This is a genomic window from Dyella kyungheensis (assembly GCF_049913195.1).
GTDB classification, from domain to species: domain Bacteria; phylum Pseudomonadota; class Gammaproteobacteria; order Xanthomonadales; family Rhodanobacteraceae; genus Dyella; species Dyella kyungheensis.
In genome coordinates, this window is the sequence record NZ_CP183983.1 from 3,670,407 (window position 1) to 3,692,560 (window position 22,154).

Consider the following 22,154-nt stretch of genomic DNA (forward strand, 5'->3'; position numbering starts at 1 on the left):
GGTAATGGAGAATCAGGAATCGGGAGTACGAGGAACGAAGGTTCGTTCCTCGTCTCCGCCTCAACTCACTTCACTTCTTCCAGATCAATATCGATACCGAGCGAGCGGATTTCCTTCACCAACACGTTGAAGGATTCCGGCATGCCCGCCGCCATCTCGTGGTTGCCGTCGACAATGTTCTTGTACATCTGGTTACGGCCCTGCACGTCATCGGACTTCACCGTCAGCATTTCCTGCAGGGTGTAGGCCGCGCCGTAGGCTTCCAGTGCCCAGACTTCCATTTCGCCGAAGCGCTGACCGCCGAACTGCGCCTTACCACCCAGCGGCTGCTGCGTGACGAGCGAGTACGGACCGGTCGAACGCGCGTGCATCTTGTCGTCGACCAGGTGGTTCAGCTTCAGGTAGTGCATGTAGCCCACGGTGACCGGGCGATCGAACGCTTCGCCGGTACGGCCGTCGTACAAGGTGGTCTGGCCCGATTCCGGCAAATCGGCGAGCTTGAGCATCGCCTTGATCTCGGTTTCCTCGGCACCGTCGAACACCGGCGTGGCCATCGGCACGCCTTCCTGCAGGTTGTTGGCCAGCGCGAAGATCTCTTCGTCGGTCAACGACTTCAGGTCGACATGCTGCACTGCGCCCGCGACGTGGTGGTTGTACACCTGGTCGAGGAACTCGCGGATCTGCGCCACCTTAGCCTGCGCTTCGAGCATCTTCTGGATCTTCTTGCCCAGGCCCTTGGCGGCCCAGCCCAGATGCACTTCCAGAATCTGGCCGATGTTCATACGCGAAGGCACGCCCAGCGGATTCAGCACGATGTCGACCGAGGTACCGTCTTCGGAGAACGGCATGTCCTCCACCGGCACCACGTTGGACACCACACCCTTGTTACCGTGGCGACCGGCCATCTTGTCGCCCGGCTGGATGCGGCGCTTCACGGCCAGGAACACCTTGACCATCTTGAGCACGCCCGGAGCGAGATCGTCACCCTGGGTGATCTTGCCCTGCTTCTCCTTGAAGCGCTTGTCGAACTCTTCCTTGTGACGCTTGATCTGATCGGCCGCGCGCTCGAGGAACTCGGTAACGTCCTCTTCCTTCACGTTGACCTTGAACCAGTCGTCCTTCTTCAGGCCGTCCAGGTAGGCGTCGGTGATTTCGGCGCCGCGCTTCAGGCCGGCCGGGCCGCTCATCGCGGACTTGCCGACCAGCTGGGTGCGCATGCGGTTGTAGATCGCGCCTTCGAGGATGCGGAACTGGTCATCAAGATCCTTGCGGATACGCTTGATTTCCATTTCCTCGATCTGCTTGGCGCGCTTGTCCTTCTCGATGCCGTCGCGGGTGAAGACCTGCACGTCGATGACGGTGCCGTCCATGCCCGGCGGCACGCGCAGCGAGCTGTCCTTCACGTCGGACGCCTTCTCGCCGAAGATCGCGCGCAGCAGCTTCTCTTCCGGGGTCAGCTGGCTTTCGCCCTTGGGCGTGACCTTGCCGACCATGATGTCGCCGGCCTTCACTTCCGCGCCGATGTACACGATGCCGGATTCGTCGAGGCGAGCCAGCGCCTGCTCACCCACGTTCGGGATGTCGGCGGTGATTTCCTCGGCGCCCAGCTTGGTGTCACGCGCGATGCACGACAGCTCCTCGATGTGGATCGAGGTGTAGCGGTCTTCCTGCACGACGCGCTCGGAGAGCAGGATCGAGTCTTCGAAGTTGTAACCGTTCCACGGCATGAAGGCGATCAGCATGTTCTGGCCGAGCGCGAGCTCGCCCAGGTCGGTCGACGAACCGTCGGCCAGCGTGTCGCCCATCGCCACGATGTCACCCACGTTCACCAGCGGACGCTGGTTGAGGTTGGTGTTCTGGTTGGAACGGGTGTACTTGGTCAGCGTGTAGATATCGACGCCGGCGTCGTTGTCGCCCACTTCCGACTCGTTCACGCGCACCACGATACGGGCCGCATCGACCTGGTCGATCACGCCGCCGCGCTTGGCGGTGACGATGACGCCCGAGTCACGCGCCACGGCGCGCTCGATGCCGGTACCCACCAGCGGGGTCTGCGAACGCAGGGTCGGCACGGCCTGACGCTGCATGTTCGCGCCCATCAGTGCGCGGTTCGCGTCATCGTGCTCCAGGAACGGCACGAGTGCAGCAGCCACCGACACGGTCTGCATGGGCGAAACGTCCATGTAGTCGACTTCGGCGGACGGACGCAGCTCGGACTCGCCGCGGAAACGGCAGGACACGAAGTCTTCGATGAACGCGCCATCCTTCAACGGCGAGTTCGCCTGCGCGATCACGTGGTCGCCTTCTTCGATCGCCGACAGGTAATCCACCTGGTCGGTGACCTTGCCGCCCACGACCTTGCGGTACGGCGTCTCGAGGAAGCCGTACTGGTTGGTGCGCGCGTACACGGCGAGCGAGTTGATCAGGCCGATGTTCGGGCCTTCCGGCGTTTCGATGGTGCAGACGCGGCCGTAATGGGTCGGATGCACGTCGCGCACTTCGAAGCCGGCGCGTTCGCGGGTCAGGCCGCCTGGGCCCAGCGCCGAGACGCGACGCTTGTGCGTCACTTCGGACAGCGGGTTGTTCTGGTCCATGAACTGCGAGAGCTGCGACGAACCGAAGAACTCCTTCACCGCCGCCGCGACCGGCTTGGCGTTGATCAGTTCCTGCGGAGTCAGGCCCTCGGACTCGGCCAGCGACAGACGCTCGCGCACGGCGCGCTCGACGCGCACCAGGCCGATGCGGAAGGTGTTCTCGGCCATTTCGCCGACCGAACGCACGCGACGGTTGCCCAGGTGATCGATGTCATCGACGGTGCCATGACCGTTCTTGATGTCGATCAGCACCTTCAGCACATCGAGGATGTCGGAGCGATCGCCCTGCGAAGCAACCAGCGACTGCGCTTCTTCTTCCTTGCGGTCGCCGAAGTACTTGCGGTCGTACAGCACGCCCGGACCGACGATCTCCTGACGGCCGACGCGGCGGTTGAACTTCATGCGGCCGACGGCCGACAGGTCGTAGCGGTCGAAGGTGAAGAACAGGTTGTAGAACAGGTTCTGCGCGGCATCCTTGGTCGGCGGCTCGCCCGGACGCATCATGCGATAGATTTCCACCAGCGCCTCGAGCGGCGTCTTGGTGTTGTCGATGCGCAGGGTGTGCGAGATGTACGCACCACGATCGAGATCGTTGACGTACAGCGTCGGCACCGTCTCGATACCGGCCTTGCGGAAGTTTTCCAGCTGCTCGGCGGTGATTTCGTCGTTGGCCTGGGCCAGCAGTTCGCCGGTCTTCGCATCGACCACGTCGATGGCGAGGATGCGGCCGACCGGGTAGTCGTCCGGCACTTCCAGCGCAGTGATGTTTTCCGCGGCCAGCTGGCGCACGTGACGCGCCGTGATGCGCTTGCCCGCTTCCACCAGCACATTGTCGCCAATGGCCAGGTCGAAGGTCAGCGTTTCACCGCGCAGACGCTCGGCGACGAGTTCCAGCGTGGTGCCACCCTTCTTGCCCAGGTGGAACACGTTGTGCTCGAAGAAGATGCCCAGCATTTCCTGGTTGTTGTAACCCAGCGCGCGCAGCAGCACGGTCACCGGCAACTTGCGGCGACGGTCGATACGGGTGAACAGCGCATCCTTCGGGTCGAACTCGAAATCGAGCCACGAGCCACGGTAAGGAATCACGCGGGCCGAGAACAGCAGCTTGCCCGAGCTGTGCGTCTTGCCGCGGTCGTGATCGAAGAACACGCCCGGCGAACGATGCAGCTGCGAAACGATGACGCGCTCGGTGCCGTTGATGATGAAGGTGCCGGTGTCGGTCATGAGCGGAATTTCGCCCATGTAGACTTCCTGTTCCTTCACGTACTTGACGGCCTTCTTCGAGGCCGGGCTGTCCTTGTCATAGATGACCAGGCGCACGGTGACGCGCAGCGGCGCACCGAAGGTCATGCCGCGGTTGCGGCACTCGCGTTCGTCAAAGGCGGGCTCGCCCAGGCGATAGTCGACATACTCAAGCGCGGCGTTACCCGAATAGCTAACGATCGGGAATACTGACTTCAGCGCGGCGTGGAGACCCTTTTCGTCGCGCTGCTTGGGAGCCACGTGCTCCTGCAGGAATTCGCGATAGGAATCGGTCTGGATGGTCAGCAGGTTCGGGACGCCCAAAACAGGGGGACGCTTGCCGAAATCCTTGCGGATGCGCTTCTTCTCGGTAAACGAGTAGGTCATGGTGGGTACCGCCTCGGTTCGCAGTGACGCCGGTGGTGCACACACCGGCTGAATTGTGAAAGCTGTGTCTGCCGTCGACGGACAGGTTGTGCTGCCCTGCTCGTCGATGCGTCAAAAAGGCATGAATCAAAGGTCGGCGGTGTTCTGCAGGCCTTTCAATCCTGTCTTCCTGACGGGTAAAACACGAACCAGAAAGGATGACGCTTGGTAGTGACAGGCCGCATCTTTCGTTACAGGCCCTTTGCAACAGGCAAAGCCCGGGGGCTTACGCCCCCAGGCTCGCTTGACGCTAGATCAAACTGACGGCGCGCAAGAACGCCAATTACTTCAGTTCGACCGTAGCGCCGGCAGCTTCGAGGTCCTTCTTGAACTTCGCAGCGTCTTCCTTCGAAGCGGCTTCCTTCACGACGCCACCGGCTTCGGTCAGGTCCTTCGCTTCCTTCAGGCCCAGGCCCGTGATGGCGCGGACGGCCTTGATCACGTCGACCTTCTTGTCGCCGGCGCTCTTCAGGATCACGTCGAACTCGGTCTGCTCTTCAGCAACCGGGCCGGCAGCGGCCGGGCCGGCGGCCATCATGACCGGGGCGGCGGCGGTGACGCCAAACTTCTCTTCGATGGCCTTCACCAGGTCCATCACTTCCATCAGCGACTTGGCGGCGACGGCTTCAACGATCTGTTCGTTGGTCAGGGACATTTTCATTTACCTCTGGAAATTGATTCGAATGGAACAGTCAACGAACTTAGGCGGGCTCGGCTTCGGCCGGGGCTTCGGCGGCGACGTCGCCACCACCCTGCTGATCGGCCACAGCCTTGACGACGCGGGCGAACATGGTGGCCGGCTCGGCCAACACACGTGCCAACATGGCCAGGGCCTGCTCGCGGGTCGGCAGCGAGGCCAGCACTTCGACGTGGGAGGCGGGATGCAGCTTGCCTTCCACGGCGACGAGGCGTGCCTTCAGCTTGTCGTTGCCCTTGGCGAATTCCTTGATCAGGCGACCGGCAGCGCCGGGCTCCTCGGTCGAGAATGCGTACAGCAGCGGACCGGTCAGGGCGTCCTTGACGACCTCGAACTCGGTACCGACCACAGCGCGCGAAGCCAGCGTGTTCTTGACGACTTTCAGGAACACACCCGACTCACGGGCCTTCTTGCGCATCGCGGTCATTTGTTCGACCGTGGTGCCCGCATACTCGGCAGCGACCAAGGAGTGAGCCTTCGCGGCAACTTCTGCCAGTTCGGCGACTACTTCTTGCTTCTGAGAGAGATTCAGAGCCATTTTTCACTCCTCTTATGAATTCCGCTTACGGCTCCTGCCGCTTGCGGTCCTGAGCGACGCCATCCGTGACGTCGGGGATCGCGAGATCCCGGGTGGTGGCCTTTCCAGAAAACATTCCAGAAGGGGCAGCACCATCTACGCAGGCCGGATTCGCTAGGAATCGGATTAAGCGAACTCGCTTGCCACGACGGCGTTTCCTTGCCAACACGAGCTCCCTGCTCGTCGTCGTCGCGCGCTGATCGCGCCTGCGGTCTTTGACGGCGGCCACGGCCCTAAAGCCGGGGCTACCTTCAAAAACTTGCCCATGCCGGCGTTGCGGCCGGCACGGGACTTCAACTCTTACTTGGTCGACACCGTCAGGCTCGACGTATCGACCGGCACGCCCACACCCATGGTGCTGGACAGTGCAATCTTCTGCAGGTACTGACCCTTGGCCGTGGACGGCTTGGCCTTCAGCAGGTCGTTGACCAGTGCATTGAGGTTGTCCGCCAGCTGGGCAGCGTCGAAGCTGGCCTTGCCGATGGTGGCGTGGATGATGCCCGCCTTGTCGTTACGGAACTTCACCTGGCCGGCCTTGGCGTTCTTCACGGCCGTGGCGACGTCGGCGGTGACCGAGCCGTCCTTCGGGTTCGGCATCAGGCCACGGGGACCGAGCAGCTGGCCGAGCTTACCGACCACGCGCATGGCGTCCGGCGTAGCGATCACGCGACCGAAGTCGAGATCGCCAGCCTGCATGCGCTCGGCCAGGTCGTCCATGCCGACGGCGTCGGCACCGGCGGCCTTGGCGGCCTCGGCCTTCTCACCGGCCGGCACGAACACGGCGACCTTGATGGTCTTGCCGGTGCCGTGCGGCAGCAGCGAGGAGCCGCGCACGCCCTGGTCGGACTTCTTGGCGTCGATGCCGAGGCGGACGGCGACGTCCACGGACTCGGCGAACTTCGCCTTGGCGTTGTCCTTGACGATCTTGAGGGCTTCATCCAGGCCGTAGATCTTGCCCGGCTGCACTGCGGCCTGAGCGGCCTTCAAACGCTTCGTGAGCTTTGCCATGTCTTAACCCTCCACTACCAGGCCCATGCTGCGAGCGCTACCAGCGATGGTGCGCACAGCGGCGTCAAGATCAGCAGCCGTGAGATCCGGCTCCTTCTGCTTCGCAACGTCTTCCAGCTGCTTGCGGGTGATCTTGCCGACCTTGTCGGTGTTCGGCTTGGACGAACCCTTGGCGACGCCCGTGACCTTCTTGATCAGGATCGTGGCCGGCGGGGTCTTGGTGATGAAGGTGAAGCTACGGTCGGAATACGCCGTGATGATGACCGGGATCGGCATACCCGGCTCCATCTTCTGCGTGGCGGCATTGAACGCCTTGCAGAATTCCATGATGTTCAGGCCGCGCTGACCGAGGGCGGGGCCCACCGGCGGCGACGGGTTGGCCTGACCGGCCTTGACCTGCAGCTTGATATAGCCAGTTACTTTCTTTGCCATTGGATTTTCCTCGCGAGTTCAGGCGCCTTGCGGCTCCTCGCAGTGTTGTCGTCCCTGAAGGAGGAAGGCTCGCCATCCCGCGAACCCCAGAAACACGGACACGCCGGGCCTAAAATCCCAGCGTGAACCGCATAATATATAGATTGATCAGTTTTTAAGCAAGCCCCGTGCCGATGGAGCGGTAAAGGGGCAAGCCAGCGGCTTCGCCGCTTGTAGAGGGTCAATGGGAAGAGCCGGCAGTGCCGGATTTACCCATTCACAGCCCGCGCAGCGGGCGGCCTTACCACTCACAGGCCGCGAAGCGGCCGGCTTCACCCATTAAGCCTTTTCGACCTGCCCAAACTCCAGCTCGACCGGGGTCGAGCGGCCGAAAATGAGCACCGCAACGCGCAGGCGGCTCTTTTCGTAGTTGACTTCCTCGACCACGCCGTTGAAGTCGTTGAACGGACCCTCGGTGACCCGCACCATCTCGCCCGGCTCGAACAACACCTTCGGCCGGGGCTTCTCGACGCCCTCGCGGACGCGGCTGAGAATGGCGTCGGCCTCGGAATCGCGGATCGGCAGCGGGCGATCGGCGGTACCGCCGATGAAACCCATCACTTTGGGCGTTTCCTTGACCAAGTGCCAGCATTCGTCATCAATGCGCGGCGCCTTGCCCTCGGTGTCCGTCTCGATCTGCACGAGCACGTAACCCGGGAAGAACTTGCGTTCGCTGCGGCGCTTCTGGCCGCTGCGCATCTCGATCACCTCTTCGGTCGGCACCAGCACTTCGCCGAACCTTTCTTCCATGCCAGCGCGACGGATCCGCTCATCGAGCGAACGCTTCACCTGGTTCTCGAAGCCCGAATAGGCGTGCACCACATACCAACGCTTGCTCATGCCATCACCTCACGTACCAAGCTTGAGCAGCCAGTCGAGCACGACCGACTTCAGGATCAGGTCAATCAGGCCCAACAGGAGCGAGAGAACCACCACAACCACCATGATGATGCCGGTGGTCTTGAGCGTCTCGTCGCGGGTGGGCCAGACCACCTTGCGCAGTTCAAATTGCGATTCGCCAAGGAATTCGCGTACGCGGCGACCGGGCGCCGTGAACGCGCCAATGGCCAGCGCCGCGACCAGCGCAACGACCACGCCCAGCAGCAGCACCGACTGCGGGACCGCAGGGTTACTGCCGAACCATGAATACGCAAAAATGCCGGCTGCCAGCACGATCACGGCTAGCACCAGCTTGGCGATATCGGCGCCAGTGGCGCCCTTGGTCGACTCAGCCTTCGTATTCATGCGACGTGATCGGATGAGAAAGGCATCGACCGGATTACGGTCTGCATGCCATCCACCATCCGTCGTGGATCCTCGGAAAGATGGCACGCCAGGAGGGACTCGAACCCCCAACCTGCGGTTTTGGAGACCGCTGCTCTGCCAATTGAGCTACTGGCGTAGAAATTAATGGGTGAAGTCGCTCGCTTTGCTCGCCGTAAAGTCGCGCCTTTGGCGCTGTAGAGAGTGAAGAGGCTCGGGCCTAGGCCCTTGCTTTTCACCCTTTACCCCTTACAGCCCGCGCAGCGGGCGACTTCCCACTATAACAGCTTACTTGATGACCTTGGCCACCACGCCGGCGCCGACGGTGCGGCCGCCTTCGCGGATGGCGAAACGCAGGCCTTCGTCCATCGCGATCGGGTGGATCAGGGACACCACCATCTTCACGTTGTCGCCCGGCATCACCATTTCCACGCCTTCCGGCAGCTGGCAGGCGCCCGTCACGTCGGTCGTGCGGAAGTAGAACTGCGGACGGTAGCCCTTGAAGAACGGGGTATGACGGCCACCTTCGTCCTTCGACAGCACATAGACTTCGGCTTCGAAATCGGTGTGCGGGGTGATCGTGCCCGGCTTGGCCAGCACCTGGCCACGCTCGACGTCGTCACGCTTCAGGCCGCGCAGCAGCAGACCGGCGTTGTCGCCTGCCTGACCCTGGTCCAGCAGCTTGCGGAACATTTCCACGCCCGTGACGGTGGTCTTCTGGGTCGGACGGATGCCCACCACTTCGACTTCGTCACCGACCTTGATGATGCCGCGCTCGATACGACCCGTCACCACGGTGCCGCGGCCCGAGATCGAGAACACGTCTTCCACCGGCATCAGGAACGGCTTGTCGATCGCACGCACCGGCTCCGGGATGTAGCTGTCCAGCGCGTCGACGAGGGCGATGATCGCCGGCACGCCGATTTCCGACTGGTCGCCTTCCAGCGCCTTCAGCGCCGAACCCTTGATGATCGGGGTGTCGTCGCCCGGGAAGTCGTACTTGGAGAGCAGTTCACGCACTTCCATTTCGACCAGCTCGAGCAGCTCGGCGTCGTCCACCATGTCGGCCTTGTTCAGGAACACGACGATGTACGGCACGCCCACCTGGCGCGACAGCAGGATGTGTTCGCGGGTCTGCGGCATCGGGCCGTCAGCGGCCGAGCACACTAGGATCGCGCCGTCCATCTGCGCGGCACCCGTGATCATGTTCTTCACGTAGTCAGCATGCCCCGGGCAATCCACGTGGGCGTAGTGACGGTTCGGCGATTCGTATTCGACGTGAGCCGTCGAAATCGTGATGCCGCGTGCCTTCTCTTCCGGCGCCGCGTCGATCGCGTCATACGCCTTGAATTCGCCACCGAAGCGCTCTGCGCCGACCTTGGTCAGTGCAGCCGTCAGCGTCGTCTTGCCGTGGTCCACGTGACCAATCGTGCCGACGTTGACGTGCGGCTTGGTGCGTTCGAATTTACCCTTTGCCATACGCCTAAAACCCCGATGGAGTCAAAATAGTGAAAAGTGAGGTGATACCCGCGGACCGCGGTGAGATGGTGCTCATGACTGGAATCGAACCAGCGACCTCTTCCTTACCAAGGAAGTGCTCTACCGACTGAGCTACATGAGCACTGCAACAGCAAAAACCACGAGAGCCAATGGAGCGGAAGGCGGGAATCGAACCCGCGTAATCAGTTTGGAAAACTGATGTTCTACCATTGAACTACTCCCGCCCTGCGCGGAACTCGTCTGGTGGAGGGAGGTGGATTCGAACCACCGAAGGCGTAAGCCAGCAGATTTACAGTCTGCCCCCGTTGGCCGCTTGGGTATCCCTCCAACAAAGAACGGCTATTGTGTGGATCAGCCTCGAAGCTGTCAACACCTCTGGCGGGAAAATTGACGTTTTCCGGCGATTTTTTTCACCGCTTCAGACGCGTCCGTCAGATGTTTTCGGCCACCTTGGAGTCCACCAGCTGCTCCATCTCCTTGGAAAGATTCATCAGGCGCATGGCCTGCTCCTGAAGCTGGCGCTCGTGGTCGTCGCGCGGCTCCCAGGTGGCCACCGGCGTGGGCTTGCCGTCGGGCGCATCGAGCGCCACGAAGACCATCACGCAGCTGGTGGCCAGGCGGTGCTCGTCCTTGCGCAGATCGCGCGCCAGCACGTCCACGGCCATGTGCATGCTGGAGCGCCCCGTGTGGATCAGGCGCGCACGCACGGTCACCAGGTCGCCGATCAGGATGGGCTTGACGAACTGGATGCCGCTGACCGAGGCAGTGACGCAATACGCCCCGCTCCAGGCCACGGCACAGGCGTAACCGGCCTGGTCGATCCACTTCATCACCATGCCGCCGTGCACCTTGCCGCCGAAATTGACGTCGGTGGGCTGAGCCAGGAAACGGAAGTTCACTTCGTGCTGCTTGCCGGACATGGACCGGTGACTCCAGGAACAGGGTAGACGGCAATTATGCGCCGCGGCGCGCGGTCGCACACGATGGATATGGCTCAGGCAGCGCCGGCAACGCGGTAGCGCATCGGAACGGAGACAATCTTGCTTCTTCCGCGAGCCGGGTCGTGATCGAGCACGAAGCCCATATGGAGGTACACGGGAACGGCGCCCGGCGCGGCATTGAGGGTGAATACCCGTGTTCCAGCCCGGCGCACGCAGTCGCGGCGAAGGCGATCCCACAACTTCCTGGCGATGCCCTGCCCCTGGTATCGCGTTCCGACGAACAACTGAAACACATGGCTGTCGTCGCGCACGGCGGCCACGGCAGCGAGCGCATCGCCGACGAAGGCGAGATGGAAACGCTGACCCGCCTCGATCTTCTGGCGAATGACGCTGGTACGCAGTCCCTCCTCCAACACCATCACGGCGGCGGCGGGCTGCTCCGGCGCAATCCATCGGCGCACCACCCGAAGCGACAGCCTCGAAACGGCCGGCGCATCGTCGATGCATGCAAGTCGCATGTGCAATGCAGTCATGGGGGAATGACAGCACGCAGACGATTGACGGACAAGCACGCAGCAGCGCCTGTCGGGTCCAACACTGACAGTCCCGACGTTTTGGCGACGGAGCCATATCGACCTTTTCCGATCCACGCTTTGGGAATGCTCTGACATCGCAAATCCCGACCCCTGCGTAACTTCCGAACCTCTTAACCAAAACCTAATTGGACGGGGAGATCGGATGAATTTTCGGAACAACACGCTTTGCGCGTCGGTGCGCCTGGCACTGGGCGCACTCGTCATCGGCAGCTTGAGCACAGCGGCGTTCGCTCAAGAGGCCAATGCAGACCAGGCCAAGAGCAAGACGCTGGAAACCGTCACCGTTACGGGCTCGCTGATTCGCCGCGTCGACGTCGAGACGGCCAGCCCCGTCGTGACCATCGATCGCGCCGCCATCCAGGCGACCGGCAAGCAAACGCTGGGCGATCTGATTCAGCAGCTGCCGGCGATGACCGGCGGCAACGTCAATCCGCAGGTCAACAACAGCGGCGGCACGGGCGTCTCCAGCATCAACCTGCGCGGCCTGGGATCGAAGCGCACGCTGATCCTGCTCAATGGCCAGCGCCTGCTCAGCAAGGACCCGAACGCCATTCCCGCCGACGCCATCGAGCGCATCGAAGTGCTGCCGACCGGCGCCTCGGCGACTTACGGCTCGGACGCCATTGGCGGCGTGGTGAATTTCATCCTGCGCAAGAACTACCAGGGCGCCACCTTCACCGCCAACGTCGGCCAGTCCGATCGCAATGACGGCGAACAGAGCGGCTACACCTTCACGTTTGGCCAGACGTCCGACAAGGGCAGCATCATGGCCGGCGTCAACTACAACAAGCAGGATGGCGTCGAATCGGCCAACCGGGCGTTTTCAAAGAATGCCTTGAGCCTGTCCGGTTCGGCGGTATCCGTTGGCGGCTCGTCCAACACCCCCTATGGACACATCCAGCTGCCACCGACCCTTGCCGGCAAATTCAACGGCGGGGCCGGCTGCGCCTCGGGTTACGTCACCTTGAATCCCGGCGGCAACAGCACCCGCGTGACGCCTGCGAATTACCACTGCTACGGCAATTCGGACAAGTACAACTACGCGTCGGTCAACCTGATCATGACGCCGCAGGAGCGTACCGGCGGCTTCATCACCGGCGACTATCGCCTGGGCGAGCACGTCACGGCCTATATGGACGCCGTGTACGAGAAAACCTCGGCCAACTTCCAGCTGGCTCCCGCGGTGTATGGCACGGGCACGGGCGTGGTGGTTGCACAGGACAATGCCTTCAATAGTTTTGGCCGCACATTCCAGACACCGGTTGAGAAAACGGACCTGAAGTTCGGCTCACGACTGACGACCGCCGGCAATCGCGCCGCTTTCACCGGTCGCCAGGACGCCCAGATCAACACGGGCCTTCGTGGCGATTTCACCATCGCCGACAAGAACTGGAACTGGGACGTCGGCTACAACTACGGCCACCAGAGCACCTCGATCACCACGACGGGCCTGATCGACCAGACCAAGCTCTACACGGGATCTTCCACGCTCAATGCGAACGGCTCGGCGACCTGCCCTGCCGGCGTGGATGCCGTTGCCTGTCAGTTCAACCCATTCGACAACCGCTCGGCCGGCAGTGTCGCCGCGATCAAGGCGGCCAGCACGGCGGCTCCGTCGACCGTCTATCAGATCCAGAAGACCTGGCACGCGGGCCTCAGCGGCGAACTGTTCAGTCTTCCGGCGGGTGCCGTGCAGTTGGCAGGCGGCTTCGAGTACCGCACGGACTACGTGCACTCCATTCCCTCGCCGCAGCTGGTAGTCGACCCCGCCACGGGCAATTGCGTGCTGGGCAGCCAGTGCCTGGCCGCCGTGCAGGGCGGATACACCACCAAGGATCTGTATGCCGAAGCGTTCATACCGGTCCTCGCCGGCCTGCCGGGCGTGCAGTCGCTGAATCTGACCATCGGCGACCGCTATTCGCGCATCCAGGGCTTCGGCAGCACCAACAACCTCAAGTTCGCACTCGAGTACAAGCCCATCGATGACCTGTTGTTGCGCGGCACGATGGAACAGGTGTTCCGTGCACCGAGCCTCACCGAGCTGTATACGTCCGGCTCCGACGCGCCGATGATCCATTCCGATCCGTGCAACGGCTATCGCGGCGCGCCGGCCGGTTCGCCGTTGGCCCTGGCTTGCCAGAACGTGCCTACCGACGGTTCGTTCGTGAACTCCAATGCGGCGGATCGCACCCAGGCGGGCACGATCGTGCAGGGCGCCTACGTGGCAGGCGTGCCGATCAAGCCGGAGCACGGCACCTCGTACGACTTCGGCTTCGTGTACAGCCCATCCTATGTTCCGGGCCTGTCGACCACCGTGGACTTCTGGCGCGTCAACCTCAACGACACGCTCACCACGGTCGGACTGCAGAGCCTGCTCGACGTCTGTGCCGCCGGCGTCACGCAGGACTGCCAATTCATCAAGCGCGACGCCACCGGCAATATTTCGCCCGCCGCGATCGAGCCGATCACCAACCTGGGCACGATCAATACGGCAGGTATCGACTGGTCGGCCAACTACAAGCTGCCGCGGTTCGGCATTGGCCAGTTCAACATCGGCGTGACCGCGAGCTACCTCAAGTACTACGACCTGATCACCGCACCCGGTGTCGCCGATGCCGACGTCTACAAGAACGCCGGCCGCCTGCTGCCCTATGGCTCCTCGGCGTCGGCCGCCTGCCCGGATAACGCAGGCGTCTGCCTGTTCCCGCGCTGGCGCGGCCAGGGCTTCGTGGACTGGCAGTCCGGTGGCTGGAGCGCCCAGTGGCGCATGCGTTACATCGGTCGCTTCCAGAACGGTGCGGCGACTGGTTCGCCGCAGGATAGCTACCCGAATGGCGAGTCCGGCACGATCCTGAAGTACGGCGCCACGGTCTACAACGACGTGTCGATCGGCTACAACATCGCGCTGATCAACACCCGCCTGGATTTCGGCGTCAACAACGTGTTCGACAAGCAGCCGCCCATGCTTTATGCGAACAACACGCTCAACGCCAACACCGACCCGAGCAGCTTTGATCTGATGGGCCGCTATTGGTGGGGCCGTGTCACGGTGAAGTTCTGATGCGCTGACAAGGTTTGGCCTCGAACAGCCGCGTGAGCCTTCATGCGGCTGCTCCCGGCTGCTTCCTGGTACAAAAAAAACCGCGCAGTGCGCGGCTTTTTTTGCGGATTGATCGACCGGTCAAACGTTGAACAGGAAGTGCAACACGTCGCCGTCCTTGACGATGTAATCCTTGCCTTCCTTGCGCAAACGTCCTGCCGCGGCCGCGCCGGCTTCACCCTTGTACTGGATGAAGTCGTCATAGCTCATCGTCTCGGCGCGAATGAAGCCGCGTTCGAAATCGGTATGGATCACGCCCGCGGCCTGCGGCGCGGTGAAGCCGCGCTTGATCGTCCAGGCGCGCACTTCCTTCACGCCCGCGGTGAAGTAGGTCTGCAGGTTGAGCAGCTTGTAGCCGGCGCGGATCACGCGATTGAGGCCCGGCTCGTCGAGGCCCAGATCCTTGAGGAACTCGTCGCGGTCGGCATCTTCCAGCTGCGACATCTCTTCTTCGATCGCCGCGCACACCGGCACCACCTCGGCGCCTTCGATCACGGCGCGTGCACGCACAGCATCGAGATGCGGATTGTTTTCGAAGCCGTCTTCGCGCACGTTGGCGATGTACATCAGCGGCTTGAGCGTGAGCAGGAACAGGTCGCGCACGAGCGCCTTTTCCTCGTCGTCCAGGCCCAGGCTGCGCGCGGACTTGCCCTCGTTGAGGCCGGCGGCAAGCTTTTGCAGCACCGGCTTCTTCGCGACGGCTTCCTTGTCGTTGGCCTTGGCGGCGCGCTCGGCACGGTTGAGCGCCTTCTCGACGGAATCGAGGTCGGCCAGCGCCAGCTCGGTGTCGATGGTCTCGATGTCGGCGATCGGGTCGACCTTGCCGGCCACGTGGATGATGTCGCTGTGTTCGAAGCAACGCACCACGTGGGTGATCGCATCCACTTCGCGGATGTGCGCGAGGAACTTGTTGCCCAGGCCTTCGCCCTTCGATGCGCCGGCGACCAGGCCTGCGATATCGACGAACTCGACAGCCGTCGGAATCACCTTCTGCGGGTTCACGATGTCCGACAGCGCCTTCAGGCGCGGATCGGGTACCGGCACCACGCCCACGTTCGGCTCGATGGTGCAGAACGGGAAGTTGGCGGCCGCGATGCCCGCCTTCGTCAGCGCGTTGAACAGGGTGGACTTGCCGACGTTAGGCAGGCCGACGATGCCGCATTTGATGCCCATTTGAATTCCGTAGAGTCGGCGCCTTCGGCGCCTGTAAATGGTGAATGGTAAGGGAAAGGGCCGCTCGCTCTCCGCTTGGCGCTCAGGCGCCGCAGCGGGCGATCTCAGCCCGCCGGTGTGTGGAGCTTCTGCATCGCCTTGTCGAACTGGCCGTCCACGGCCAGCGGCAGCACATCGAGCGCGCGCGAGATGCCGTCGACGATGGCGCTCTCATCCTTCTCGGAGGCACGCCCCAGCACCCAGGAGGTGACCCTGTCCTTGTGACCGGGATGGCCGATGCCGACGCGCAGACGGTGGAACTTGGCATGGCCCAGGTGCGCAACGATGTCGCGCAAGCCGTTCTGGCCGCCGTGCCCGCCGTCGAACTTCAAGCGCACGGTGCCGGGGTCGAGATCCAGCTCGTCGTGTGCCACCAGGCACTCTTCCGGCTCGATCTTGTAGTAGCGCAACGCCGAAACCACGGCGATGCCGCTCTTGTTCATGAAGGTGGAGGGCTTGAGCAGCCACACCGGCTCGCCGCCGATGCGGACCTTGCAGGTCTCGCCGTGCAGCTTGCCGTCGAAGCCGAAGCGCTCGCCCTGCCCTGACGCCAGGGCGTCAACAAACCAGAACCCGGCGTTGTGCCGGGTTCGGAGATATTCGGCACCGGGGTTGCCCAGTCCGACGATGAGTCGAAGACCCGCCATAAGATCGAACGGCCCGCGCTCGCGTGGAGCGCGGGCCGCAGCGACTTACTTCTTGGGAGCTTCCGGCGCCGGGGCGGCTTCGCCCTCGGCCGGGGTCTCGTCGACTTCTTCCTTCACCGTGTTGGCGGTGACGACGGCCGTGTCGTGGTCGGCGCCCAGGTGCAGGGCCACGATTTCCACGCCCTTCGGCAGCTTCAGCTGCGAGAGGTGCACGATGTCGCCCGGCTTGAGGTCGGCCAGGTCGAGTTCGATGAACTCCGGCAGATCCTTCGGCAGGCAGGACACTTCCACTTCGGTCAGGTTGTGCGAGATCACCACGCCCGAGGTCTTGGCGGCGGCGGACTTTTCCTGGTTCAGGAAGTGCACCGGCACGTTGACGCGCAGGGCGGCGTTTTCGTCGACGCGCTGGAAGTCCATGTGCAGCATCTGCAGCTTGTACGGATGCTTCTGCCAGTCACGCACCAGCACCTTCTGCACCTTGCCGTCGACGTTCAGGTCGAGCACCGAGGAGAAGAACCACTCGTGCTTGGCAGCGAGCAGGATGGTGTTGTGTTCGATCTGGATGCTCTGCGGGGCCTGGCCGGCACCGTAGACAACAGCAGGAACGACGCCGGTATGACGCAGGCGGCGGCTCGCACCTTTCCCCTCGTCATTGCGGGCCGAAGCCTTGATTTCATGAGTCGTAGCCATGTGGGCATTACCTATCAAAAGTGAGCTGCCTCGCGGCAGTCATGCGACTCCCCCGCGACCAGAGGAGCCGTGTTTTGGTGGAGAGTGAAGCCGCCCACTGCGTGGGCTGTAAGTAGTAAATGGTGAATAGAGAAAGCGGGTTCCGCTCTTCCCATTCACTATTCACAGCCCACGCAGTGGGCGGCTTCACCCTTCACCATTAATCGATGTACAACGAGCTCACCGACTCGCCAAAGGCGATGCGGCGGATCGTTTCCGCCAACAGCTCGGCGACCGAGAGCTGACGGATCTTGCTGCATGCGGCGATGTCCGGTCGCAGCGGCAAGGTGTTGGTAACCACCAGCTGGTCGAGCTGGGAGCCTTCGATGTTCTTCAGCGCCGCGCCCGACAACACCGGGTGCACGCAGTACGCCACCACCTTGCGGGCGCCGCGCTCCTTCAGAGCCGCAGCAGCCGCACACAGGGTGCCGGCGGTGTCGACGATGTCGTCGACCAGCACGCAGGTCTTGCCGTCGACTTCACCGATGATGTTCATCACGGTGGCCACGTTCGCCTTCGGGCGACGCTTGTCGATGATGGCCAGGTCGGCGTCGTCCAGGCGCTTGGCCATGGCACGCGCGCGCACCACGCCACCGACGTCCGGACTGACCACGATCAGGTCGTCCATGCTGTAGTTGCGCCAGATGTCCGCCAACAGCACCGGCGACGCATACACGTTGTCCACCGGGATGTCGAAGAAACCCTGGATCTGGTCGGCGTGCAGGTCGACCGTGAGCACGCGATCCACACCCGCGGTGCCGATCATCTTGGCCACCAGCTTCGCCGTGATCGGCACGCGTGCCGAACGCGGGCGACGATCCTGGCGGGCATAGCCGAAATACGGAATCACCGCCGTCACGCTGGCCGCCGAGGCGCGCTTGAGCGCATCCACCAGCGTCAGCAGCTCGAACAGGTTCTCGGCACTCGGCGCGCCCGTGGGCTGCAGCACGAACACTTCCTGTCGGCGGACGTTCTCTTCGATCTCCACCTGCACTTCGCCGTCGCTGAACGTGCTGACCAGCGCCTTGCCAAGCGGCACACCCAGGCGTTGAGCCACATCCTCGGCGAGTGCACGGTGCGCATTGCCGGTGAAGAGCATCGGGCCGGAGATGTCGACAGTCATTTCTCTAGAACCTGTGTGAGCCATATGAATGGCTGGGGCGGAAGGATTCGAACCTTCGCATGCAGGAATCAAAATCCTGTGCCTTAACCAGCTTGGCGACGCCCCAGTAACAACTGGATTTTCTACTTGCCGTTCCCGCCGACACCGCGAAAGCGCGCCAGGGCGACATGCAACGGAGAAACGTCCTCACCCCTGGCCACGTAGGCCGTGAAATGGGCGGGACACCGCTCCGCAATGGCTTCGGCACGTTCCACGTCGCCTGTTTCCAGGAACACGCAGGCACCGCTGCCAGAAAGCCTTGCCCGGCCGAAGCCGTCGAGCCAGTCCAGCGCCGCAGCCACACGCGGATGTCGCGCGCGGACCACGGGCGCGAAAGCGTTCTCGACCGTTTCGCCCGAAGCAAAGGATGAAATTGTGGCGGGCGGAGCATTTCGTGTCAATTCAGACGCTTGAAAAAGTGCCCCGGTGGGCACGTGTTCGTGGGGGTCGAGCACCACGTACCAGCGCCGCGGAAGGCCCAGCGGCGACAGTTTTTCGCCGATGCCCTCGGCCCAGGCCGAGCGCCCGCGCACGAACACCGGCACGTCGGCGCCCAGCTGGCGACCCAGCTCGGCCAGCGCGTCCTCATCCAGGTCGGCGCCCCAAAGGCGGTTCAGCGCCACCAGCGCGGTCGCCGCATCGGAGCTGCCGCCGCCCAGGCCTCCGCCCATGGGAATGCGCTTCTCCACCTCGATGTCGACGCCCACGTCCGGAGGCGCCTGGCCTTGCAGCAGACGGGCGGCGCGGACCACCAGATCAGTGTCGGCCGGCACGCCGGGGACGTCGGTGAGGCGGCGGATCTCACCATCCCGGCGGACCCGCAGGCGGATCTCGTCGCCCCAGTCGAGCAGGCGGAACACGGTCTGCAGCTCGTGGTAGCCGTCGGGGCGGCGGCCGACGATGCGCAGGAACAGGTTCAACTTGGCCGGCGCCGGCCAGACCGTCCAACCGGCCGGATCGGGTGGCGGCAGCGGCCGGCTCATGAAGACGCGCAGGTCGTCGGGAAAGCCGTTTTCGCGGTCGCGTTCGCGGGCGAAGTCGAACTCGGGGCGATGTTTGTCCACCACCTCGAAACCGTGTTTCGCGTAGAACGGCGCGTTCCAGGGCACATCGGCAAGCGTGCCCAGGTCCACCCGGTGGTAGCCGGCCAGGCGCGCCCAGTGGCAGGCGTGCTCGAGCAGGGCCGCGCCGATGCCGCGCTGGCCGTGGGACGGAAGCACATCCATCTCGGCTACACCGATGGCGTCACCGCCCTCTTCCGCGTCCAGCCAGACGAAGCCCACGGGCTCGCCGGAGCCGATCACGGCGACCCACACCAGGCCGCGGGCGATGGCTTCGCGCAGCACCTCAGGCGGCACCGACACGTTGCGGTAGGACGGCCACGCGCGGTGCCCGCGAAACAGCTCCACCGCTGCACGCTCAATGGAGCACAGGGCATCGACCTGGTCGAGTTGGGCGCGCTGGATGTGGAAGGTCATGGCGGCAACAGGTTGTCGTAGGATCGCAGCCTGTGCGCGATCGCGGCGCTCAGGGTTACTGCTTCGCTGGGTCGCGCACAGGGTGCGCTCCTACAGGGAGAACGATGATTATTGGATGGTCCACGACTCGACCGACAGCCGCACCGAACTGGTCGGGCTGCTGGCGAAAACCTTGGTCGGCAAGGCCGGCTCGCGCTTGTTGTCCCAGCCGGGATAGGTCACCGTCCAGCCATCCTGGGTCAGGCTCATCGGCAGGCCGTCGTCGCCGAACTTCAGCTCGGCCGGACCGCTGTCGGCACGCGTGCCCAGCACCCAGGCGCGCAGGTCGCGGAACGGCACCTGCCAGCCCAGCGTGTTCTGCACCAGCGACTCGACATCCGGGCTGCGCTGCGGGCCGCCTTCGAGACCTTCCAGGGTGGCGCCGACGGGCGTCACGGTCAGTTTGAAGCTCTTGCTGCCCACCGGACCTCGCACGACGAACTCGTAGTTGTCGCCGTTCTGCGTCCAGGTCAGGGTGCCGCTGCCGCCTTCTTTCTTGCCATTGACCTCGCCCGACACGCCGATCTTGCCCTGCAGGACCCAATGGTCGGTCTTCTCCAGCAGATGCTCGCGAGCGCGTTGCTCGTTGAGCAGGACCGCGTAATCCGCCTTGGGTTGCGGACGGACGGCTTCCTTATGGACGCAGGCGGCCAGCAGCAGCGGCAGGGCTGCCGCGAGGAGTCGAATCGGAAGCTTCATGGATTGAGGCGCTTGAGAGTGTTGTGGAGGTTGTTGCTTTGCGGGTCGATCTTACGCACTTCGTCGAACACGCGGCGCGCATCGTCCTGGCGCCCCTGCTTCCACAGCACTTCGCCCAGATGCACGCCGACGTCGGCGTCCTTGTGCGCCGCCCATGCACCGCGCAGCGTCGTTTCGGCCTGGTCCAGATGGCCCAGCCGGTATTGCAGCCAGCCCCAGGAATCCTGGATCGCCGGGTCATCCGGACGCGCCGCACGCGCCTGCTCGATCAACCGCTGCGCCTCGGGCAGATCGCGGTTGGCATCAGCCAGCGTGTAGCCCAGCGCGTTGCTGGCATCGGTGTCGTCGGGCTTGAGCTTGAGCAGATGGCGGAAATCGTTGATCGCCTGATCCGTCTGCCCGGCCGAGGCATAGGCCAGGGCGCGGCCATACAGCAGGCCCGGATCGTCCGGCGTCACCTGCAGGGCGCGACTGAAGGCGCGCTCGGCCTGGGCGTACTGCTGCTCATCCATGTACAGCTCCGCATCCACCTCGTAGGTGCGGCGAAGCTGGGTCGGCTGATCCAGGTAATCGGTCTGCATCTGGGCCAGTTGCTCGTGCGCCTCGGCGCTGCGGCCCAGGTCCTGCAGCAGCACCGCACTGCGAAGATCGGCGTCGAAGGCGTGATCGTCGTCGTCGGCGACCTGGTCGTACCACTTCAGCGCGTCGTCCTTCTTGTCGAGCATTTCCGCCATCTGGCCCAGCAGGTAGGCACTGCTCTGCCGCACGTCCTCGGGCGAGTGCTGCAGCTGGTTGTAGAGGCGGTTGATGGTCTTGGTGTCGTGCGCACGGGCGGCGAGCGCGGCGCGCATGGCGTAGGTATCGGCGTTCTGCGGTCCGCTGTCGAGCATGTGCGCGGCGGCGGCGTAGTCGCCGCCCTGCCCCAGCAACGTGGCATAGGCGAGGCGCAGGTGGGTGTTCTTCGGGTCCTTCGCCAGCGCCTTGTCGAACCAGACCTTGGCGCCGTTCTTGTCGCCTTCGTGGTACTTCATCTGGCCCAGCCAGGCGTACGTGTCGGCGGTGCCGAAACGCTTGACCGCCGCTTCGGCAATCTGCACGGCGTAGGCATGGCGGCCCAGCTTGTCGCCCAGCTCGCTCATCGCCAGCCAGGCCTGCGGGTCGTTGGGCAGGCGTTGCGGAGTGGCCACCGCCTCCAGCAACTGGGCCGACTGCGCGGCGTCGCGACCGCTGACCAGGACCCGGCCGAACTGGCGCCAGGCATCCGGATCGCCGGTGCCCACCAGGATTTCGAGCTGGCGGCGCGCCTCCACCGTGTCGCCCTGGCTCAGCGCCAGCTGGGCGCGTGCCTGGGCCAGCGGAGCCGGTTTGCCGCCCAGCGCCTGCCAGCGGGCAATCGCGGCCTGTGCGCCGTCGACGTCGCGCGTGGCAATGGCCAGGGCGGCGGCCTGTTCGGCCACCTTGGGATCGGGGGAAAGCCGCATGGCACGGCCATAGGCCGCGGACGACGCCTTGAGATCGGTGCGGGTCAGCGCCATTTCGCCGGCAAGCAGTTGGGCCATCAGGTCGTGGTCCTCGTCGGGAACCGCCACCACCAGGTGGTCCAACGGCTGCTTGGCGTTGGCCGAGGAGCGTCCCGAGGAACCGGAGACGGTGGCGCATCCGGCCAGAACCAGCGCCGCCAGGCCGGCGGCCGCAAAATGCCGCACTTGCTTGAACTTGGACCACCTGCTCAGCACACTATTCTCCGCTCATCCGTCCGTGACATGGCCGTAT

Annotated in this window: 18 protein-coding genes and 5 tRNA genes; 1 reads left to right on the forward strand and 22 read right to left on the reverse strand. The window is 63.8% G+C overall.

Annotation, left to right across the window (positions count from 1 at the left end; genetic code table 11):
- Nucleotides 1-65: 65 nt before the first annotated feature.
- The 14 genes from rpoB to ACN9MB_RS16720 all read right to left on the reverse strand — a co-directional run bounded on the left by rpoB (nt 66) and on the right by ACN9MB_RS16720 (nt 11,237).
- The gene (gene rpoB / locus ACN9MB_RS16655; RefSeq protein WP_204638225.1) at nt 66-4,223 is read right to left on the reverse strand and encodes a DNA-directed RNA polymerase subunit beta; all 4,158 of its coding nucleotides are present in this window, start codon (nt 4,221-4,223) and stop codon (nt 66-68) included.
- Nucleotides 4,224-4,545: 322 nt separating this feature from the next.
- Nucleotides 4,546-4,917: a 50S ribosomal protein L7/L12 gene (gene rplL, locus ACN9MB_RS16660; RefSeq protein ID WP_046973299.1), complete on the reverse strand. Its 372-nt coding sequence runs from the start codon at nt 4,915-4,917 to the stop codon at nt 4,546-4,548.
- Between the two features lie 46 nt (nt 4,918-4,963).
- Nucleotides 4,964-5,497: a 50S ribosomal protein L10 gene (gene rplJ / locus ACN9MB_RS16665; protein ID WP_204638226.1), complete on the reverse strand. Its 534-nt coding sequence runs from the start codon at nt 5,495-5,497 to the stop codon at nt 4,964-4,966.
- Nucleotides 5,498-5,836: 339 nt separating this feature from the next.
- Nucleotides 5,837-6,544: a 50S ribosomal protein L1 gene (gene rplA, locus ACN9MB_RS16670; protein WP_204638227.1), complete on the reverse strand. Its 708-nt coding sequence runs from the start codon at nt 6,542-6,544 to the stop codon at nt 5,837-5,839.
- Nucleotides 6,545-6,547: 3 nt separating this feature from the next.
- Nucleotides 6,548-6,976, reverse strand: a complete 429-nt coding sequence (rplK, locus tag ACN9MB_RS16675; RefSeq protein ID WP_109126904.1) for a 50S ribosomal protein L11 — start codon at nt 6,974-6,976, stop codon at nt 6,548-6,550.
- Between the two features lie 318 nt (nt 6,977-7,294).
- On the reverse strand, nt 7,295-7,855 hold the full coding sequence (gene nusG, locus ACN9MB_RS16680) for a transcription termination/antitermination protein NusG (protein ID WP_204638228.1): 561 nt from the start codon (nt 7,853-7,855) through the stop codon (nt 7,295-7,297).
- Nucleotides 7,856-7,864: 9 nt separating this feature from the next.
- Nucleotides 7,865-8,260 (reverse strand): preprotein translocase subunit SecE, encoded by a 396-nt coding sequence (gene secE, locus ACN9MB_RS16685; protein WP_426269630.1) that lies wholly within the window; start codon nt 8,258-8,260, stop codon nt 7,865-7,867.
- Nucleotides 8,261-8,341: 81 nt separating this feature from the next.
- Nucleotides 8,342-8,417: transfer RNA gene (locus ACN9MB_RS16690), tRNA-Trp, on the reverse strand.
- Nucleotides 8,418-8,566: 149 nt separating this feature from the next.
- Nucleotides 8,567-9,757 carry an elongation factor Tu gene (tuf, locus tag ACN9MB_RS16695; protein WP_046972914.1) on the reverse strand — a complete coding sequence of 397 codons (1,191 nt, stop codon included), beginning with the start codon at nt 9,755-9,757 and terminating at the stop codon, nt 8,567-8,569.
- Nucleotides 9,758-9,823: 66 nt separating this feature from the next.
- Nucleotides 9,824-9,899, reverse strand: a tRNA-Thr gene (locus ACN9MB_RS16700).
- 29 nt (nt 9,900-9,928) lie between these two features.
- Nucleotides 9,929-10,002 (reverse strand) — tRNA-Gly (locus ACN9MB_RS16705).
- A 17-nt stretch (nt 10,003-10,019) separates the two neighbouring features.
- Nucleotides 10,020-10,105 (reverse strand) — tRNA-Tyr (locus ACN9MB_RS16710).
- Between the two features lie 104 nt (nt 10,106-10,209).
- Entirely contained in the window at nt 10,210-10,698 is a 489-nt protein-coding gene (locus tag ACN9MB_RS16715; protein WP_426269631.1) for an acyl-CoA thioesterase, read from the reverse strand.
- 74 nt (nt 10,699-10,772) lie between these two features.
- Complete coding sequence (locus ACN9MB_RS16720) at nt 10,773-11,237, reverse strand: GNAT family N-acetyltransferase (protein ID WP_426269632.1); 465 nt, start codon at nt 11,235-11,237, stop codon at nt 10,773-10,775.
- Nucleotides 11,238-11,457: 220 nt separating this feature from the next.
- Here ACN9MB_RS16720 and ACN9MB_RS16725 point away from each other — a divergent pair, with 220 nt between their 5' ends.
- Nucleotides 11,458-14,376, forward strand: coding sequence for a TonB-dependent receptor plug domain-containing protein (locus ACN9MB_RS16725; protein ID WP_426269633.1), 2,919 nt, complete (start codon nt 11,458-11,460; stop codon nt 14,374-14,376).
- Between the two features lie 120 nt (nt 14,377-14,496).
- Here the strand turns inward: ACN9MB_RS16725 and ychF are convergent, their stop codons facing one another.
- The 8 genes from ychF to ACN9MB_RS16765 all read right to left on the reverse strand — a co-directional run bounded on the left by ychF (nt 14,497) and on the right by ACN9MB_RS16765 (nt 22,117).
- Complete coding sequence (ychF, locus tag ACN9MB_RS16730) at nt 14,497-15,588, reverse strand: redox-regulated ATPase YchF (RefSeq protein WP_204637646.1); 1,092 nt, start codon at nt 15,586-15,588, stop codon at nt 14,497-14,499.
- Nucleotides 15,589-15,692: 104 nt separating this feature from the next.
- Entirely contained in the window at nt 15,693-16,274 is a 582-nt protein-coding gene (pth, locus tag ACN9MB_RS16735) for an aminoacyl-tRNA hydrolase (protein ID WP_426269634.1), read from the reverse strand.
- A gap of 45 nt (nt 16,275-16,319) precedes the next feature.
- On the reverse strand, nt 16,320-16,964 hold the full coding sequence (locus tag ACN9MB_RS16740) for a 50S ribosomal protein L25/general stress protein Ctc (RefSeq protein ID WP_204637648.1): 645 nt from the start codon (nt 16,962-16,964) through the stop codon (nt 16,320-16,322).
- A 199-nt stretch (nt 16,965-17,163) separates the two neighbouring features.
- Entirely contained in the window at nt 17,164-18,102 is a 939-nt protein-coding gene (locus tag ACN9MB_RS16745; protein ID WP_204637802.1) for a ribose-phosphate diphosphokinase, read from the reverse strand.
- Nucleotides 18,103-18,155: 53 nt separating this feature from the next.
- Nucleotides 18,156-18,232, reverse strand: a tRNA-Gln gene (locus ACN9MB_RS16750).
- A 16-nt stretch (nt 18,233-18,248) separates the two neighbouring features.
- On the reverse strand, nt 18,249-19,643 hold the full coding sequence (gene ispE, locus ACN9MB_RS16755) for a 4-(cytidine 5'-diphospho)-2-C-methyl-D-erythritol kinase (RefSeq protein WP_426269635.1): 1,395 nt from the start codon (nt 19,641-19,643) through the stop codon (nt 18,249-18,251).
- Nucleotides 19,644-19,751: 108 nt separating this feature from the next.
- Nucleotides 19,752-20,381 carry a lipoprotein insertase outer membrane protein LolB gene (gene lolB / locus ACN9MB_RS16760; RefSeq protein ID WP_204637650.1) on the reverse strand — a complete coding sequence of 210 codons (630 nt, stop codon included), beginning with the start codon at nt 20,379-20,381 and terminating at the stop codon, nt 19,752-19,754.
- Nucleotides 20,378-22,117: a tetratricopeptide repeat protein gene (locus ACN9MB_RS16765; protein WP_204637651.1), complete on the reverse strand. Its 1,740-nt coding sequence runs from the start codon at nt 22,115-22,117 to the stop codon at nt 20,378-20,380. The genes lolB and ACN9MB_RS16765 overlap by 4 nt, the downstream gene beginning before the upstream one ends.
- Nucleotides 22,118-22,154: the final 37 nt, after the last annotated feature.